18 protein-coding genes are annotated in these 15,781 nt (G+C 70.4%); 9 read left to right on the forward strand and 9 right to left on the reverse strand.

Annotated elements, in window-relative coordinates:
• Positions 1-136: 136 nt before the first annotated feature.
• Positions 137-1,474: an MATE family efflux transporter gene (locus ACSMXR_RS18205; RefSeq protein ID WP_137229454.1), complete on the reverse strand. Its 1,338-nt coding sequence runs from the start codon at positions 1,472-1,474 to the stop codon at positions 137-139.
• A 458-nt stretch (positions 1,475-1,932) separates the two neighbouring features.
• Between ACSMXR_RS18205 and dnaB the strand changes: the two genes are divergently transcribed.
• Positions 1,933-3,408 carry a replicative DNA helicase gene (gene dnaB, locus ACSMXR_RS18210; protein WP_026290418.1) on the forward strand — a complete coding sequence of 492 codons (1,476 nt, stop codon included), beginning with the start codon at positions 1,933-1,935 and terminating at the stop codon, positions 3,406-3,408.
• A gap of 54 nt (positions 3,409-3,462) precedes the next feature.
• On the opposite strand, the gene ACSMXR_RS18215 is transcribed toward dnaB, so the two are convergent.
• Positions 3,463-4,182 (reverse strand): dienelactone hydrolase family protein, encoded by a 720-nt coding sequence (locus ACSMXR_RS18215; RefSeq protein ID WP_473169413.1) that lies wholly within the window; start codon positions 4,180-4,182, stop codon positions 3,463-3,465.
• A 157-nt stretch (positions 4,183-4,339) separates the two neighbouring features.
• Here ACSMXR_RS18215 and ACSMXR_RS18220 point away from each other — a divergent pair, with 157 nt between their 5' ends.
• The 3 genes from ACSMXR_RS18220 to ACSMXR_RS18230 all read left to right on the forward strand — a co-directional run bounded on the left by ACSMXR_RS18220 (position 4,340) and on the right by ACSMXR_RS18230 (position 7,127).
• Positions 4,340-4,822 carry a MarR family winged helix-turn-helix transcriptional regulator gene (locus tag ACSMXR_RS18220; RefSeq protein WP_473169414.1) on the forward strand — a complete coding sequence of 161 codons (483 nt, stop codon included), beginning with the start codon at positions 4,340-4,342 and terminating at the stop codon, positions 4,820-4,822.
• A gap of 32 nt (positions 4,823-4,854) precedes the next feature.
• Positions 4,855-5,640: an alpha/beta fold hydrolase gene (locus tag ACSMXR_RS18225; RefSeq protein ID WP_473169415.1), complete on the forward strand. Its 786-nt coding sequence runs from the start codon at positions 4,855-4,857 to the stop codon at positions 5,638-5,640.
• 110 nt (positions 5,641-5,750) lie between these two features.
• Positions 5,751-7,127, forward strand: coding sequence for a serine hydrolase domain-containing protein (locus ACSMXR_RS18230; protein ID WP_473169416.1), 1,377 nt, complete (start codon positions 5,751-5,753; stop codon positions 7,125-7,127).
• Between the two features lie 96 nt (positions 7,128-7,223).
• Here ACSMXR_RS18230 and ACSMXR_RS18235 read toward each other — a convergent pair whose 3' ends face one another.
• Both ACSMXR_RS18235 and ACSMXR_RS18240 read right to left on the reverse strand, forming a co-directional pair.
• Entirely contained in the window at positions 7,224-7,676 is a 453-nt protein-coding gene (locus tag ACSMXR_RS18235; protein ID WP_473169417.1) for a GNAT family N-acetyltransferase, read from the reverse strand.
• Positions 7,677-7,729: 53 nt separating this feature from the next.
• On the reverse strand, positions 7,730-8,188 hold the full coding sequence (locus ACSMXR_RS18240; protein ID WP_103508842.1) for a MarR family winged helix-turn-helix transcriptional regulator: 459 nt from the start codon (positions 8,186-8,188) through the stop codon (positions 7,730-7,732).
• Positions 8,189-8,327: 139 nt separating this feature from the next.
• Here ACSMXR_RS18240 and ACSMXR_RS18245 point away from each other — a divergent pair, with 139 nt between their 5' ends.
• The gene (locus ACSMXR_RS18245; protein ID WP_473169418.1) at positions 8,328-9,539 is read left to right on the forward strand and encodes an MFS transporter; all 1,212 of its coding nucleotides are present in this window, start codon (positions 8,328-8,330) and stop codon (positions 9,537-9,539) included.
• 58 nt (positions 9,540-9,597) lie between these two features.
• Here ACSMXR_RS18245 and ACSMXR_RS18250 read toward each other — a convergent pair whose 3' ends face one another.
• The 5 genes from ACSMXR_RS18250 to ACSMXR_RS18270 form a co-directional block, all read right to left on the reverse strand.
• Positions 9,598-10,491 carry a GNAT family N-acetyltransferase gene (locus ACSMXR_RS18250; protein WP_473169419.1) on the reverse strand — a complete coding sequence of 298 codons (894 nt, stop codon included), beginning with the start codon at positions 10,489-10,491 and terminating at the stop codon, positions 9,598-9,600.
• A 4-nt stretch (positions 10,492-10,495) separates the two neighbouring features.
• Positions 10,496-11,023, reverse strand: a complete 528-nt coding sequence (locus ACSMXR_RS18255) for a hypothetical protein (RefSeq protein ID WP_030077300.1) — start codon at positions 11,021-11,023, stop codon at positions 10,496-10,498.
• A 119-nt stretch (positions 11,024-11,142) separates the two neighbouring features.
• Positions 11,143-11,622 (reverse strand): NUDIX domain-containing protein, encoded by a 480-nt coding sequence (locus ACSMXR_RS18260; RefSeq protein WP_010060465.1) that lies wholly within the window; start codon positions 11,620-11,622, stop codon positions 11,143-11,145.
• A gap of 44 nt (positions 11,623-11,666) precedes the next feature.
• Complete coding sequence (locus ACSMXR_RS18265) at positions 11,667-12,791, reverse strand: cystathionine gamma-lyase (RefSeq protein ID WP_473169420.1); 1,125 nt, start codon at positions 12,789-12,791, stop codon at positions 11,667-11,669.
• 109 nt (positions 12,792-12,900) lie between these two features.
• A complete protein-coding gene (locus tag ACSMXR_RS18270) occupies positions 12,901-13,278 on the reverse strand; it encodes a phage holin family protein (protein ID WP_030077304.1) in 378 nt (125 codons plus the stop codon).
• An 87-nt stretch (positions 13,279-13,365) separates the two neighbouring features.
• Between ACSMXR_RS18270 and ACSMXR_RS18275 the strand changes: the two genes are divergently transcribed.
• From ACSMXR_RS18275 to ACSMXR_RS18290, 4 genes are all read left to right on the forward strand, one after another.
• Positions 13,366-13,683 carry a cupin domain-containing protein gene (locus ACSMXR_RS18275; protein WP_030077305.1) on the forward strand — a complete coding sequence of 106 codons (318 nt, stop codon included), beginning with the start codon at positions 13,366-13,368 and terminating at the stop codon, positions 13,681-13,683.
• 145 nt (positions 13,684-13,828) lie between these two features.
• Entirely contained in the window at positions 13,829-14,041 is a 213-nt protein-coding gene (locus ACSMXR_RS18280; protein ID WP_030077306.1) for a DUF5326 family protein, read from the forward strand.
• Positions 14,042-14,411: 370 nt separating this feature from the next.
• Entirely contained in the window at positions 14,412-15,188 is a 777-nt protein-coding gene (locus ACSMXR_RS18285) for an IclR family transcriptional regulator (protein ID WP_473169421.1), read from the forward strand.
• Between the two features lie 101 nt (positions 15,189-15,289).
• Positions 15,290-15,727 (forward strand): SsgA family sporulation/cell division regulator, encoded by a 438-nt coding sequence (locus ACSMXR_RS18290; protein ID WP_030077310.1) that lies wholly within the window; start codon positions 15,290-15,292, stop codon positions 15,725-15,727.
• Positions 15,728-15,781: the final 54 nt, after the last annotated feature.

A 15,781-nucleotide genomic window follows, 5' to 3' on the forward strand; every position in this document is an offset into this window, starting at 1 on the left:
GCCGCACCCAATGGGTGCGGCCCTTCGCCGTGTTCCGGGGGCCGTGGTGTTTCACGTGAAACACCACGGACGTTTCACGTGAAACGGTCGGCCTGTTTCACGTGAAACAAGCCGCCCGCGCCGTGAAGCGTACGGATCAGCGCGTGGCGCCGGTGACGATCCACCGGCCCGATCGAGTGCGCAGCCAGAGCGTGATGAGGCGGACGGCCATCATCAGCGTCATCGCCCACCAGAGCGCGGTGAGCCCGCCGCCGAGTGTGGGCACCAGGAGCGCGACGGGAGCGAAGACGGCGAGCGTCACCAGCATCGCCCAGGCGAGATAGCGTCCGTCGCCGGCTCCCATCAGGACGCCGTCCAGGACGAAGACCACTCCGGCGATCGGCTGGGAGACCGCCACCACCAGGAGTGCGGGGAGCAGGGTGTCCTTCACCGAGGGGTCGCTCGTGAAGAGCGGGATGAACAGCGGCCGGGCGAGCACGATGAGGACGCCGAGCACGATGCCGCAGCCGATGCCCCACTCGACCATGCGGCGGCAGGCCTCGCGTGCGCCCTTCTCGTCGTTCGCTCCCAGATAGCGGCCGATGATCGCCTGCCCCGCGATGGCGATGGCGTCGAGCGCGAAGGCGGTCAGACTCCAGAGGGAGAGGATGATCTGGTGCGCGGCGATGTCGACGTCACCGAGCCGGGCGGCGACGGCGGTGGCGATCATCAGTACGGCGCGCAGGGACAGGGTCCGGACCAGCAGGGGGACGCCGGCCCGTGCGCTCGCCCTGATGCCGGCCGCGTCGGGGCGCAGGGAGGCGCCGTGCCTCCGGGCTCCGCGGACCACCACGACGAGGTAGACGGCGGCCATACCGACCTGGGCGATCACCGTTCCCCACGCGGATCCGGCGATGCCGAGCCCGGCACCGTAGACGAGGGTCACATTGAGGACGGCGTTCGCCGTGAAACCGCCGATGGCGACGTACAGCGGGGTGCGGGTGTCCTGGAGGCCGCGCAGTACGCCGGTGGCGGCGAGCACGACGAGCATGGCCGGGATGCCGAGGATGGAGATCCTCAGATACGTGATGGCGTACGGGGCCGCGGTGTCGGACGCGCCGAAGACGTCGACGAGCCAGGGGGCCGTCGGTACCGCGAGGGCGACGACGGCGACTCCGAGCAGCAGGGCGAGCCAGATGCCGTCCATGCCCTGCCGGATGGCGGCGGGCAGATCGCCCGCCCCGACGCGACGGGCGACGGCCGCCGTGGTCGCGTAGGCGAGGAAGACGAAGATGCTCACGGCGGTCATCAGAAGGGCCGCGGCGATGCCGAGCCCGGCCAGTTGCGGGGTGCCGAGGTGGCCGACGACGGCGCTGTCGACCATCACGAACAGGGGCTCGGCGACGAGCGCGCCGAAGGCCGGCACGGCGAGGGCGAAGATCTCGCGGTCGTGGCGTCGGCGGCCGTTCTTCGAGGTCGCGGGGGCCTTGGTCATGGGGGTCAATCTAATCTTCCACAGGTAAGAGATGCAATCGCTTCTTGGTCCTTACTTCTGTCCGGGCGGCGCCTTCCCTCCCGCGCTGTTTGTGGTGATCTTGAAATGAGGGCGAAAGTTTTTCTCCCCCACAGTCGGTGGATGGAGAAGGTGCAGGTCAGAGTGGTTACGCCGAGGTAGCTATGAGTTTGTCCACAGTGCTGTCCCCCGGTCCGTGCACAGGTTCGGCGGGGTTCTCCACAGCATCTGGTCCGTCGTCCACATGCCCTGTGGATAACCAGATTGGCTGACGGTGCGGAGGGGCCTACCGTAGTGCGGCGCCCGCACTCCGTTCCGGCACCGGAATCCACCGAACCAGACGCGCCGGAAGTGGAGTCGGGCGACCTGTTTGTCGGTGCCGTGCCGTAAGAAAGAGTGGCACGGCTAGGTCCGCGATGCGGACGGGAGGAGGCGGCCCGGTGAGCATTCCCGAGCCTTTGGACGACCCCTGGACCGAGACCGGTCCCGGGGACCGTCTGCCTGTCTCCCGCCAGCGTCGCGGGGACCGCAAGGGGCGTGAGGACCGCCACGACCGGGGTTCGGACGAGGCCTGGGAAGGCGGTTCCCCCGGGTTCGAGCGGGTGCCGCCGCAGGATCTCGACGCCGAGCAGTCGGTCCTCGGCGGCATGCTGCTGTCCAAGGACGCCATCGCGGACGTCGTGGAGATCATCAAGGGGCACGACTTCTACCGCCCCGCCCACGAGACCGTCTACACGGCGATCCTCGACCTCTACGCCAAGGGCGAGCCGGCCGACCCGATCACCGTCGCCGCCGAGCTGGTCAAGCGCGGGGAGATCACCAAGGTCGGCGGAGCGCCGTATCTGCACACCCTGGTGCAGTCCGTCCCCACTGCGGCCAACGCCTCGTACTACGCGGAGATCGTCCACGAGCGGGCGGTGCTCCGACGGCTGGTCGAGGCAGGCACGAAGATCACGCAGATGGGATACGCGGCCGACGGGGACGTCGACGAGATCGTCAACTCCGCGCAGGCCGAGATCTACGCGGTCACCGAGCAGCGCACCAGCGAGGACTACCTCCCGCTGGGCGACATCATGGAGGGCGCGCTCGACGAGATCGAGGCCATCGGCTCGCGCAGCGGCGAGATGACCGGTGTGCCGACGGGTTTCACGGACCTCGACGCCCTGACCAACGGCATGCACCCCGGCCAGATGATCGTCATCGCGGCCCGTCCCGCCATGGGCAAGTCCACGCTGGCGCTGGACTTCGCGCGTGCCGCGTCGATCAAGAACAACCTGCCCAGCGTCATCTTCTCCCTCGAAATGGGCCGCAACGAGATCGCGATGCGTCTGCTGTCGGCCGAGGCGCGGGTGGCCCTGCACCACATGCGGTCCGGCACGATGACGGACGAGGACTGGACGCGGCTCGCGCGCCGGATGCCCGAGGTCTCCGCCGCCCCGCTCTACATCGACGACTCCCCCAACCTGTCGATGATGGAGATCCGCGCGAAGTGCCGCCGGCTCAAGCAGCGCAACGACATCAAGCTCGTGATCATCGACTATCTGCAGCTGATGCAGGCCGGTGGCTCGAAGCGGTCCGAGAGCCGCCAGCAGGAGGTCTCGGACATGTCCCGAAACCTGAAGCTGCTGGCCAAGGAGCTTGAGGTGCCGGTGATCGCGCTCTCGCAGCTGAACCGTGGCCCCGAGCAGCGCACGGACAAGAAGCCGATGGTGTCCGACCTGCGTGAGTCCGGCTCCATCGAGCAGGACGCCGACATGGTCATCCTGCTCCACCGCGAGGACGCGTACGAGAAGGAGTCACCGCGCGCGGGCGAGGCCGACATCATCGTCGGCAAGCACCGTAACGGTCCGACGGCCACCATCACCGTGGCCTTCCAGGGGCACTACTCCCGCTTCGTGGACATGGCGCAGACCTGACCGACGCAGGCGCGCGCCCGTCGCACGGGCCTGCGCCGGACGCGCCCGGAGCCGTCAGCCGTGCGGCAGGGTGCGGGCGAGGAGGGCAAGCAGCCGGTCCCAGTGGCGGCGCAGTCCGGCCGGGGCGAAGGCGTCGGTGTCGGACATGGTGAAGCCGTGGACGGTGTCCGGGTAGATCTCGGAGGTGTAGTCGATGCCCGCCGCGTCCAGGGACCGGTTGAGCTCGCCGAGCGCCTCGGGCGTGATGTCCGTGGCGGCGTGGCCGAAGTGGACCTCGGCGTTGAGGCGCCGCAGGCTGTCGGGCCCGTCGGCGGCGACGGGGGCGTGGAACGCTGCGAGGGCGGCCACCTGTCCGGGACGGGCCGCGGCGGTGCGGGTCGCCAGGAGGCCGCCGATGCAGTAGCCGGTCACCGCGACCGGTCCGGCCGCCACTTCGGGCTGATCCGTGAGGAAGCCGAGGTAGGCGTCGGCGTCCCGCAGGACGCGTTCGGTGGTGTGCGCCTCGATCAGGGGCATCAGCCGGCCGATGAGCGCGGGCCGGTCCTCTTCCCCGATGTGCTCGGGAAGGTCGACGACCGGTGTCGGCCCGTTGCGGTAGAAGAAGTTGGGGACGAGCACGTAGTACCCGTGCCCGGCCAGTTCCCGGGCCATCTCCCGCACGACGGGCCGGATACCGAAGGCGTCCGGGTACATCAGGACCCCCGGATGCCGCTCGCCGTGGTCGGGACGGGCGGCGAAGGCGTCGGCCAGGCCGTCCGCGGTGGGGATCTGCACGGTCTTGGTGGGAATGGCGGATCTTCCTTCCTGGGAGTTCGCCGGTCCGGCGTCTGTGCCGCGAACGTTTATCGGGTTAACGTTAGTGACACCAACGGTTTCGGCGCGAGCGAACGTACAGCGTCGGTCGGCCCTGCGCAAGGAGTGAGCAGACGGCATGGGCGGAGCCGAGAACGTAGGCGTTCCCGAGGACGGCACCGCCCGGACGCCCGAAAGGCTGCGTCGGCGGCCGAGCCGAATGCTGTCGCAGCTGACCGTGCGGTCGGACCGGCTGATCGGCGACGGGCTGGTTCGGGTCGACGCGCGCAAGTGGCACTACGCGGTGCTCGCCTCGCTGGAGGAGTACGGGCCGGGCAGCCAGGCCGAGTTGAGCAAGCGTTCCGGTATCCACCGGAGCGACATGGTCGGCGTGCTCAACGAGCTGGCCGAGCGCGGCCTCGTCGAGCGGGTGCCCGATCCCGAGGACCGCCGCCGCAACGTCATCACGCTCTCCGCCCTCGGCCGCCGACGCCTGAGCCTGCTGGACGAGGCCCTGGACGGTCTGGAGGGCGAACTGCTCGCGCCGCTGAGCCCGTCCGAACGCGACCAGCTCGTCCGGTTGCTCACCCGCCTGCTGGACCACCACACCGGGGCCTCCTGACCACGCGTCGAGGAGCGCTCATACTGGCGGCCATGACCAGGAGGACTCCGCCCGAGCCGGAACGCCGCGCGGTGTACGTGTCCGGGCGGCGGCTTTCCTTCCTCGACTTCGGTGGCCCGGGCCGTCCGCTGCTGGCCCTGCACGGGCACTTCGCGGACGGGCGTACGTTCACGCGGCTCGCCGGTGAACTGGGCGATGCCGGGCGGGTCGTCGCCCTCGACCAGCGGGGGCACGGCCATTCCGACCGGTCCGCCGACTACTCCCGTACCGGCTATGTCGAGGACGCCGCGGCCGTGCTGGAGCACCTGGGGATCGTCGGCGCGGTCGTGCTCGGCCACTCCCTCGGGGGCGTCAACGCCTACCAGCTGGCGGCGCGGCACCCGGGGCTGGTGGACGCGCTGGTCGTCGAGGACATCGGCGCCCAGGTCGACGACGACCTGTCCTTCGCGCTGTCCTGGCCGTACCGCGTACCGACACGCTCCGCGCTGCTGCACGGGCTCGGGCCGTCGGCGCCGTACCTCGTGGACGCCGTGCGCGAGTATCCGGACGGCTGGGGTCTCGCCTTCGACGCGCGGGACATGAACGCCTCGCAGCGGCTCCTCAACGGGGATCACTGGGACGACTGGCTGGCCGGCGACGGCCCGGCCCTGCTCGTCCGCGGCAGCCGCAGTACGGTCCTGAGCGCCGAGCACGCGAGGAGCATGGCGGCACGGCGTCCTCGTACCCGGCTCGTGGAGCTGCCGGCCGGGCACACCGTCCATGGGACCGTCCCGGTGGAGTTCGCCGGGGCCGTCAGAGGGTTTCTCGGCTCGCTGTGAAGGCGCCGGGCGCCCACCGATGCGCGGTGCCCGGCGCTCAGGGCGCGGAAGACCTCGACTCCGGGTAAAAGGGTTCGTCAAGGGGCGTGCCGTCAGGTAGGGGTTGGACCATGACTTCCATCGACGAAGAGCTGCTTCCCACCACCCGGCGTGCCCTGGTGCACCGTATCGCCGTCGCGCAGCGGGACGGCCGTGCGCCGTCCGTCGTGGCCGCGGTGCGGCGCCAGGGGCGTACGGCCTGGAGCGGGGCGCGTACGTGCGTCGAGGGGCATGCTCCCGACGCCGATACGCAGTACCGGATCGGGTCGATCACCAAGACGTTCACGGCCGTTCTGGTGCTGCGGCTGCGGGACGAGGGCCTGATCGACCTGGACGATCCCCTGGAGAAGCACCTTCCCGGCACGGGCGCGGGCGGGGTGACCGTCTATCAGCTGCTGGGCCACACCGCGGGGCTGGGCGCCGAGACACCCGCGCCCTGGTGGGAGCGGACGCCCGGCAGCCTGCGGCCCGAGCTCGCCGATGTGCTGGGGGACCGGCCGCAGATGCATCCGGCCGGGCACCGCCATCACTACTCCAACCCGGGTTACACCCTGCTCGGTTCGCTGGTCGAAGCCGTACGGGGAGTCTCCTGGGAGGAGGCGCTGCGCCGCGAGGTCCTGGAACCGCTGGGTCTGCACCGGACGACGGCCGGGCCGGTGGCGCCGCACGCGGGCGGCTGGGCCGTCCACCCCTGGGCCGACGTCATGCTGAGCGAGCCCTCCGAGGACCTCGGGATCATGGCGCCCGCCGGGCAGCTCTGGTCCACCACGGCGGACCTGCTGCGGTTCGCCGCCTTCCTGACCGAGGGCGACGACCGGGTCCTGTCGGCCTCCTCCGTGCGGGAGATGCGGACACCGGCCGCACCGGTCGAGACGGGTGGCAGCGGGTACGGTCTCGGGCTCCAGATCGTCGGGGGCGAAGGGCGCGTGCTCTTCGGGCATTCGGGATCGCTTCCCGGGTTCGTCGCCGGCCTCTGGGTCTGCGCGGAGGAGGATGTGGCGGCGGTGGTCCTCGCGAACGCCACCTCCGGGCTGCCCGCGGCGACGGTGGCCGCCGAACTGCTGGGGATCGTCGTCGAGGCCGAGCCGCGGATCCCGGACCCCTGGCGTCCGCTGCCCGAGGTGGACGGCGAACTGCTCGCGCTGACCGGGATCTGGCACTGGGGCACCAGCACGTTCACGCTGACGCTCACGGGGGACCGGGGGCTGCAGCTCACGCCGCTGGGCGGCAAGGGGCGCGGTGCGGCCTTCACCTATCGGCCGGACGGCACCTGGACGGGCCAGAACGACTACTACGCGGGGGAGACGCTGCGCGTCGTCCGCCGGGCCGACGGTTCGGTGGACCACCTCGACCTCGGCTCGTTCGTCTTCACTCGGGAGCCCTACGAGGCCGGGGCGGCGGTGCCCGGCGGTGTGGACGCGGAGGGCTGGCGCGGGCTCGGCGGCTGAGTTACGGGCCGGGGAGGGGGCGAGCGGCTTCGGCCGATGGTGCGTACCTGGGAGCGGGTGGGTGTTTCACGTGAAACACCCACCGGCCCGCCCTCGTCAGAGCGCCAGCTTGAAGCCCACATGGCTGGCCGTGAAGCCGAGCCGCTCGTAGAAGCGGTGTGCGTCCTCGCGGGTGACATCCGAGGTCAGCTGTACCAACTGGCAGTTCTGGCGGCGGGATTCGTCCACCGCCCACTGGATGAGCTGGGTGCCGAGGCCGCTGCCGCGCTCGTCGCCATGGATACGGACGCCCTCGATGATCGAGCGGGTCGCGCCACGGCGGGACAGCCCCGGGACGATGGTCAGCTGCAGGGTGCCGACGACCCGGTCCTCGCGAACGGCGACGACCACATGCTGGTTCGGGTCGTCGGCCAGCCGCTGGAGCGCTTCCCGGTACGAGGTGAGGTCGTCCGGGGACTCGCGCTGTGCGCCCAGAGGGTCGTCGGCGAGCATCGCGACCACCGCGGCCAGGTCGTCCGGGGCGACGGGGCGTATTTCGAGATCACTCATGATCGGCATCCTAGGCGGACGGTCCCGGGTGGCGTCCCGTCGATCGGGGCCGGTCAGACCGGAACCTTCAGCTCCTCGACCGCCCTGACCAGAGGGGCGAGCTCCGGGTTCTCCGCCGCTTCGTCCAAGGCCGTCCGCAAGGCGCCGTCGTTCGTCGGCCGGGCGGCCTCCAGCAGTGTGAGCCCGGCCTCGGTGACGTCGGTGTAGATGCCCCGGCGGTCGGTGTCGCACAGATAGCGGGTCAGCAGCCCACGGTCCTCGAGCCGAGTGACGAGCCGGGTGGTGGCGCTCTGGCTGAGGACGACGGCGTCGGCGACCTGCTTCATCTGCAGATGCCCGCCGGTGCCGTTGTGCTGTCGGCTCAACACGTCGAGCAGTGAGTACTCGCGTGCGCTCAGCCCGTGGCCGGCCTGGAGGGCCCGCTCGATCCGGGCCTCGATCTTCCCGTGGAGCAGCGAGAGCGCGCACCAGCTCTGGGCGATGGCGGTCAGGGCGGGGTCGGTCGCTGTCATGTCTCTCTCCTCCGGGCGGGAGCTGCGTGACTCCAGGATAGAGGACGTCTGCAATAGCCCGCGCTTGCAATTAACCAGCGTCTGCAATTATTGTGGACGCTCGTAAGGCGCAGACGCAATATTCAGAGAAGGTGAACCCATGCCGCTCGCGCTCCTCGCTCTCGCCATCGGGGCATTCGGGATCGGAACGACCGAGTTCGTGATCATGGGGTTGCTCCCCGAGGTCGCCGGTGACTTCCAGGTCTCGATCCCGACCGCAGGCTTCCTGGTGACCGGCTACGCGCTCGGTGTGGTCATCGGCGCCCCGCTGATGACGCTGCTCGGCACCCGCGTCACCCGTAAGCGCATGCTGATGCTCCTCATGGGGCTGTTCATCGTGGGCAACGTGGTGTCCGCGCTCGCCCCCGTCTTCGGCGTCATGCTCGCCGGACGGGTGATCGCCTCCCTCGCCCACGGTGCGTTCTTCGGCATCGGCTCGGTGGTCGCGGCCGACCTGGTCGCCCCGCAGAAGAAGGCCGGGGCCATCGCGATGATGTTCACCGGGCTCACCGTCGCCAACGTCGTCGGCGTTCCGCTCGGCACGTATCTCGGACAGACCGCGGGCTGGCGGACCACGTTCCTCGTCGTCGCCGCTCTCGGCGTCGTGGGCCTGCTCGGCGTCGCCAGGCTCGTCCCGGACCAGCCCAGGCCGGAGGGCGTACGCATCCGCCACGAGCTGGCCGCGTTCCGCAACGTCCAGGTCCTGCTGGCGATGGCCATGACCGTCCTGGGCTTCGGCGGAGTCTTCGCCGCGATCACCTACATCACCCCGATGATGACCGAGGTCGCCGGCTACTCCGCCTCGTCCGTCACCTGGCTGCTGGTCCTCTTCGGCCTCGGCATGGTGGGCGGCAACCTGATCGGCGGCAAGCTCGCCGACCGCCACCTGATGCCCCTGCTGTACGTCTCGCTCGGCGCGCTCGCCGTGGTCCTCGGCCTGTTCACCGTGACCGCCCACGACAAGTTCGCCGCGGCCGTCAGCATCGTCCTGATCGGCGCCCTGGGCTTCGCGACCGTACCGCCGCTGCAGAAGCGGGTCCTCGACCAGGCGTCGGGTGCGCCGACGCTGGCCTCCGCCGTCAACATCGGGGCCTTCAACCTCGGCAACGCCCTCTCCGCCTGGCTCGGCGGCCTCGTGATCGCGGCCGGTCTCGGCTACACCGCCCCCAACTGGGTCGGCGCCGTGCTCGCGGCGTCCGCACTGGCCCTGGCCGTGCGCTCCAGCCTGCTGGAGCGCCGGGACACCGGCAGGGGCCGGATCGTCGCCGGGAGCAGCCCCGAACCCGCAGCCGCCGAGCCGGCCCGGCACTGAGCCCCGGGCACCGCGCAACAGCCGCACCACCCCCCGAGGGCGGTGCGGCTGTTCCGTGTCAGCCCGTCGCGACGGTGAGCGGAGAGAACCTGCGCGCGCCGTCGCCCGGCAGGTCCGAGAGGCCGTACGTCATCACGGTGGTCCAGGAGAGAGGCTCAAGACCGTGCTCGGTCAGCCAGCCGAGCAGTTCCTTGTGCCGGCCGTCGATGTCGGCGCGCAGTGGCCGGTCCGTCGTCCCGGCCAGGGCGGAGACCAGAGCCTGTGCGGTGGCCGTGTCCCGTGCCACCAGCGGCCCGACCACCGCGGCGTGTCCGCTCGGCCAGAGCGCCGCGTAACCGACCAGCTCGCCGTGGTCCTCGGCGACCTGGAGCCGGTCGGAGAAGGCGGGCAGCCGGGCGAGGAGATGCGTCCGGTCGGCGCCGAACACGGGGAGGTCGAGCCGGACCATCGCCTGCAGATCGTCCGCAGCCGCCGGGCGGGTGGTCACGGACGCGCGGGAGGGAGCGGCCGAGGGGGAGCCGTCGGGACGGGGAGCCCCGAAGCGGCCACCGACGCGTTCGGCCCGGCCCACGGGGGAGAAGCCGAGGCCTTCGTAGAGCGGACGTCCCTGCTCGGTGGCGTACAGCGCGAGCGGGCTGTCCCCCACCGCGTCCATCACGTGCCGCATGAGCCGCCGGGCGAGCCCCTGACGTCCGTAGCGCCCGGCGACGAGCAGCATGCCCACCGCGGTGAGGTCGGATCCGTACGGCGTGGTCAGGCAGGTTGCGGCCAGGCCCTTGCCGTCCGGGGCGTCGATCCCGTACCCGGTGCCGGCCGAGAGGAGCAGCCCCCACCGGTGTTCGTCGCGCGGCCAGCCGCGGTCCTCGCAGAGATCGGCGCAGGAGACCAGATCTCCCCGGTTCAGGCGCCGGATCGGCAGGTCGACGAGGGAGCGGGGTGATGGGCTGTGCATGGGGTCAGGCTGTCTGACGGGGAGATGGCGCGTCCACCGATTTCGCGGAACTGGCCGAGATCCGCAGCCGCCTGCCGCGCCGGGTGAGCCCCCAGGGCTTCAGCACCGAGATCGCGGTGATGAAGAGATAGGTGGCCGTGGCCACCGACGGCGCGATCACGAGGTTGATGTCGACCACCTCGTCGGCGACCGCCGCGTCGATTCCGGGGCGCAGGGAGAAGATCGACAGTCCGGTGGTGATCAGGGTCAGCCAGAATTTGATCCACACCCAGCGGTGCCGGGCCAGACCCCACGGCGTGCCCAGCGCCAGCACCAGGCCGCTCACCAGGGAGAGCAGCGCCACCGGGACCACCAGCCAGTCACCGAAGACCTTCATGGCCCGGGTGGCGGCACTCGCGGTGGCCGGGTCTCCGGTGAGGAAGGCGGTGAGGCCGAGCGTCAGCAGACCGACGGTCAGACCGAGCCAGCTGACGGAGACGGCGACATGGGCGACGAGGACCCCTCGGCGTACGGGGCGCTTGAGTGGTTTCACGTGAAACACGATGCCGAGCCGGACGCCCCGGGTCGTCCGGCACCGGGAGTATCCACGCGTACCGGCCGGGGAGTACGCGCCCCGGCCGGTACGAGGGCGCTCGCCCGGGGTGGCGGAGGTCAGCCCAGGTCGGGGGCGTGCATCGCCCGTACGCCTTCGATGTTGCCGTCCAGGTAGTGCCGCAGGGACAGCGGTACGAGGTGCACGGCCGCGATCCCGACCCGGCTGAACGGCACCCGGACGATCTCGTACTCCCCGGTGGGCTCGTCGATCTCCGGTCCGTGCCGCAGCGAGACGTCCATCGACGCCAGTCGGCAGACGAAGAAGTGCTGGACCTTCACCCCCGTCACGCCGCCGTCCGCGATGTGCTCCACGGTGTCGACGAAGCACGGGACCACGTCGACGATCTTGGCGCCGAGCTCCTCGTCGACCTCGCGGTGCAGCGCGTCGACGACGGTGGCGTCCTCCGGCTCGACCCCGCCGCCGGGCGTGAGCCAGTACGGATCGACTCCCGGCTTCGTGCGCTTGATCAGGATGAGATCGTCGCCGTCGAGCAGGACGGCGCGTGCGGTGCGCTTGACCACTGGACGTTCGGTCATGGCAAGAGAGTGGCCCGTGGAGGGCCGTCTGAAACTCCTCCGGCCTACCGGACCGCCGTGTCCAGCGCCTGTTCGACGTCGGCGAGCAGGTCCTCGGGGTCCTCCGCGCCGACCGAGAAGCGGATGAAGCCCTCCGCCACGGCGTCGCCGCCCCAGCGGCCCCGGCGCTCCGCGGTGGACCGGACGCCGCCGAAGCTCGTCGCGTCGTCGACCAGGCGCAGCGCGGAGAGGAAGAGCTCCGCGGTCTCCCGGTCGGCCAGCTCGAAGGAGACCACGGAGCCGAAGCGCCGCATCTGGCGGGCGGCGACGGCGTACGACGGGTCGGTGGGCAGGCCCGGGTACCGCAGGCCGGTGACCTCCGCACGCTTGGCCAGCGCCTCGGCGAGGGCGAGCGCGGTGGTGCACTGCCGGTCGATGCGCAGCTGGAGGGTGGACAGCGAGCGGTGGGCGAGCCAGGCCTCCATCGGCCCGGGGATCGCCCCGACGACCTTGCGCCAGCGCCGTACGTCCGCCGTCAGCCGGGGGTCGCGGCAGGTCACATGGCCGAGCAGGATGTCGCCGTGCCCGGTCATGCCCTTGGTGTCGCTGGCGACCGAGAAGTCGGCGCCCAGCGCCAGCGGGCGCTGGCCGATCGGGGTGGCCAGGGTGTTGTCGACGGCGACCAGGGCGCCCGCCGCGTGCGCGGCCTCCACCAGCCGCGGGATGTCGCAGACGTCCAGGCCCGGGTTGGACGGGCTCTCGATCCACAGCAGCTTCGCGCCGGTCAGCAGGGCCAGCTGGGCGTCGCCGCCGGTCGGCGCGGTCCGGACCTCGACCCCGTACGCCGACAACTGCTCCCGTACGAGCGGCAGCGCCTGGTAGCCGTCGTCGGGCAGGACGACGGCGTCGCCCGAGCGGACCTGGGACAGCAGCACCGCGGTGATCGCCGCCATGCCCGAGGCGAACACCGTCGTGCCCACCTCCTCACCGGGAGCCTCCAGCTCGCCGATGGCCCGTTCCAGGTGGGTCCAGGTCGGGTTGGTCTCCCGGCCGTAGGTGTAGGGGCCCACCGGGGCGCCGGAGAGATGGAAGTGCGCGGCGAAGACCGGGCCGGGCAGGGTCGGTTCGAACTGCTCCGGTTCAGGAAGCCCGGCGCGTACCGCACGCGTTCCGTCGCCCATGGTGCTCATGCTGCTCCTTCACTGCATTCCCCGGCTGGTGGATCCGCTGGTGGACCGGTGTCCTCCGCACTCTCTCAGAGGCCCCGGAGCGGACCTCCGCCAGATCCCGGTACCGGCATCAGTCCTCGTCGGGCAGGACGACATTGAGCGCCCAGGACACGACCGAGATGATCAGCCCGCCGAGCACCGCCGTCCAGAACCCCTCGACGTGGAAGCTGAGGTCGAACACGCCGGCCAGCCAGGAGGTCAGCAGCAGCATCAGGGCGTTGACCACCAGCGTGATCAACCCCAGCGTCAGGATGAACAAGGGGAACGTCAGCAGCTGGACCACCGGCTTCACCAGGAAGTTCACCAGGCCGAAGATCAGCGCGACGAGGATCAGGGTGAGGACCTTGCGGCCGGTGCTGCCGCCCTCCAGCGTGATGTTGCCGATCAGCCAGATGGCAACGGCCAGCGCACCCGCGTTGGCGATCGTCTTGACTACGAAATTCTTCATGTGTCTGATCGTGGCAGACATGATCGGTGGTGGACACCGGCAGTACGGATACAGCCGACAGCGTGGGCACAAGGGGCGGGACGGGCCATGAAGGCATTCAGACTGGACGAGCTGGAGGCGGAGCGCGCCGCCAACGACGGCGCCTATCTGCAGTTCGTGCGGGAGCGCAATATGTCCGTCGGTCTGTACGCCCTGGACGCGGGCGAACTCGATCCACAACAGCCCCACCAGCAGGACGAGGTCTACTTCGTCGTCAGCGGGCGGGCGGCGATCACGGTGGGGATGGAGACGACGCAGGTCGGCAGGGGAAGCGTGGTCTATGTGCCCGCGGGGGTGGCCCACAAGTTCCACCACATCACCGAGGACCTGAGGGTCATGGTCGTCTTCTCGCCGCCGGAGGGCTGAGGCCGCCGGCCCCGGAGGGCCCGTTCTCGGGGATCCCTAGGGGCTGGATCAGGGGTCTTCAAGGGCTGCCGACCGCCCACCGGGGGCCCTCGCGCCTTTAGCATCGAGGCAAGGACTTCACAGAGACGAGGTAGAGGCGATGGCCGTGCGGGAGATATTCGCGGGAATGCCCTGGTGGGTGAAGTGGATCGCGGTGCCCGTCATTGCGATCTTCGTGTTCGGCGGTCTGATCGCCAGCGTGGTCGGCTTCGTGATCAGCCTGCTCTTCAAGGTGCTGGTCTTCGTCGTCGTGGTCGGCGGTCTGATCTTCGTCGTCCGCAAGTTCATGTCGTCGTCGTCCTCGCGTGGTGACTGGTAGAACACGGATCCCGGGCCGGCGCGGGGGCCGGCCCGGTTCCGAAGGGCGTGGCGCGGTCAGCGTCCCGGGAGCATTAGCCCAGCAGAGCTAAGTCCCGGAAGAAACCACCCGTCTGCCGCAGGCGGCCGATACAGTGGCACATCGCTGCCGCCATCCGGAATGTGACCTTCCGTCACCACATCGATCGCCTGATCGGTCCTGGGTACGACAGTCCGGTCGTTGGCCTCCGATCGCCGGCGCCCGGACCGGTCCTCGCCGGTCACGGGTCACCGGATCTCCGGTCCCCTCCGGCCCTCAGGATCGCGGCAGGCCCGTGGGGGCGGCCCCCACGGGAGGGCCGACGGCCCGTCACCATGCCTGGGGGTGACCTTTGACCACGGCATCGAGCACCGCTGTCCCGACGTTGATCGGTTCGGTTCAGCGGGCGTTGAGGCTGCTGGAGGCTGTGGGCGCCCATCGGGACGGGGCTCCCGCCAAGCAACTGGCACGTGAGGCGGGGCTTCCGCTGCCGACCGCCTACCACCTGCTGCGGACCCTCACCCACGAGGGCTATCTCCGCCGCGAGAACGGTGTCTTCCTCTTCGGCGCGGCCGCCGAGAACCTGACCGCCGCCCCCGGCGTACGGAGCCGCCCGCGTCCCCTGTCCGTCGCCGACTCCCTCGGCCACTGGCGCGACGCCATCGGCGCCCCGGTGTACTGCGCCGTCTACTGCGACGGCGAGATCGAGCTGATCGCGGTCGCGGACGCCCCCGACACCCCGGCGGTGGAGGAGTGGGCCTCCTTCCGGGAGACCGCCCACGCGCACGCCATCGGCCAGTGCCTGCTCGCCCAGCTCGACGAGCGGGCCCGCGAGGACCACCTCGACCGGCACCCGGTGCGCCCTCTCACCCGTTACTCAGTGCGAGATCGCGCCACACTTCTGGAGCGGCTGCGCACCCTCCGACGAGGTGAACCCGTCATCGAACGCCAGGAGTACGCACTGGGGACCGTGTGCGCCGCGATTCCCGTCACGGCCGGTGCCACCATTGCGGCGATGGCCATTTCCGTACCCCTGGAGCGCGAAGATCGGTTGCTGCCCGCAGTCGAACAGCTACGTGGCGAAGTCGCCAGCCTCTTGCGTTCGTTCGTGTTCTCTATCAGTATCTGAAAAATCACTCCTTGTGATCTGCTATCGCGTGCACCACGATGGCGTCAATAGGGCCATGGGGGATCATTCCTGGCCAGTTTCATCTACTGCGGGGTTGAACGATGCGCGAGTCGGTTCAAGCAGAGGTCATGATGAGCTTCCTCGTCTCCGAGGAGCTCTCGTTCCGTATTCCGGTGGAGCTCCGGTACGAGGTCGGCGATCCGTACGCCATCCGGATGACGTTCCACCTGCCCGGCGACGCCCCTGTGACCTGGGCGTTCGGCCGCGAACTCCTGCTGGACGGGCTCAACAGCCCGAGCGGCGACGGCGATGTACACATCGGCCCGACCGAGCCCGAGGGCCTCGGCGATGTGCACATCCGGCTCCAGGTCGGCGCGGACCGTGCGCTGTTCCGGGCGGGTACGGCGCCACTGGTGGCGTTTCTCGACCGGACGGACAAGCTCGTGCCGCTCGGTCAGGAGCACACGCAGGGTGACTTCGACGGGAATCTGGAGGACGCGCTCGGCCGCATCCTCGCCGAGGAGCAGAACGCCGGCTGACCGGGTGGATACAGCCGACGGTCCGTCATTCTGTCCTGCGCCGCAGGCCCGTCA

The sequence above is a fragment of the Streptomyces sp. DSM 106670 genome, assembly GCF_055792845.1.

Excerpts from the sequence above, each read along its gene's own strand:
- ACSMXR_RS18205 (WP_137229454.1), bottom strand. The coding sequence starts at position 1,474 with ATGACCAAGGCCCCCGCGACCTCGAAGAACGGCCGCCGACGCCACGAC.
- ACSMXR_RS18220 (WP_473169414.1), top strand. The coding sequence starts at position 4,340 with ATGGGCGGAGCCGAGAACGTAGGCGTTCCCGAGGACGGCACCGCCCGG.
- ACSMXR_RS18225 (WP_473169415.1), top strand. The coding sequence starts at position 4,855 with ATGACCAGGAGGACTCCGCCCGAGCCGGAACGCCGCGCGGTGTACGTG.
- ACSMXR_RS18230 (WP_473169416.1), top strand. The coding sequence starts at position 5,751 with ATGACTTCCATCGACGAAGAGCTGCTTCCCACCACCCGGCGTGCCCTG.
- ACSMXR_RS18235 (WP_473169417.1), bottom strand. The coding sequence starts at position 7,676 with ATGAGTGATCTCGAAATACGCCCCGTCGCCCCGGACGACCTGGCCGCG.
- ACSMXR_RS18240 (WP_103508842.1), bottom strand. The coding sequence starts at position 8,188 with ATGACAGCGACCGACCCCGCCCTGACCGCCATCGCCCAGAGCTGGTGC.
- ACSMXR_RS18245 (WP_473169418.1), top strand. The coding sequence starts at position 8,328 with ATGCCGCTCGCGCTCCTCGCTCTCGCCATCGGGGCATTCGGGATCGGA.
- ACSMXR_RS18250 (WP_473169419.1), bottom strand. The coding sequence starts at position 10,491 with ATGCACAGCCCATCACCCCGCTCCCTCGTCGACCTGCCGATCCGGCGC.
- ACSMXR_RS18260 (WP_010060465.1), bottom strand. The coding sequence starts at position 11,622 with ATGACCGAACGTCCAGTGGTCAAGCGCACCGCACGCGCCGTCCTGCTC.
- ACSMXR_RS18265 (WP_473169420.1), bottom strand. The coding sequence starts at position 12,791 with ATGAGCACCATGGGCGACGGAACGCGTGCGGTACGCGCCGGGCTTCCT.
- ACSMXR_RS18270 (WP_030077304.1), bottom strand. The coding sequence starts at position 13,278 with ATGAAGAATTTCGTAGTCAAGACGATCGCCAACGCGGGTGCGCTGGCC.
- ACSMXR_RS18275 (WP_030077305.1), top strand. The coding sequence starts at position 13,366 with ATGAAGGCATTCAGACTGGACGAGCTGGAGGCGGAGCGCGCCGCCAAC.
- ACSMXR_RS18290 (WP_030077310.1), top strand. The coding sequence starts at position 15,290 with ATGCGCGAGTCGGTTCAAGCAGAGGTCATGATGAGCTTCCTCGTCTCC.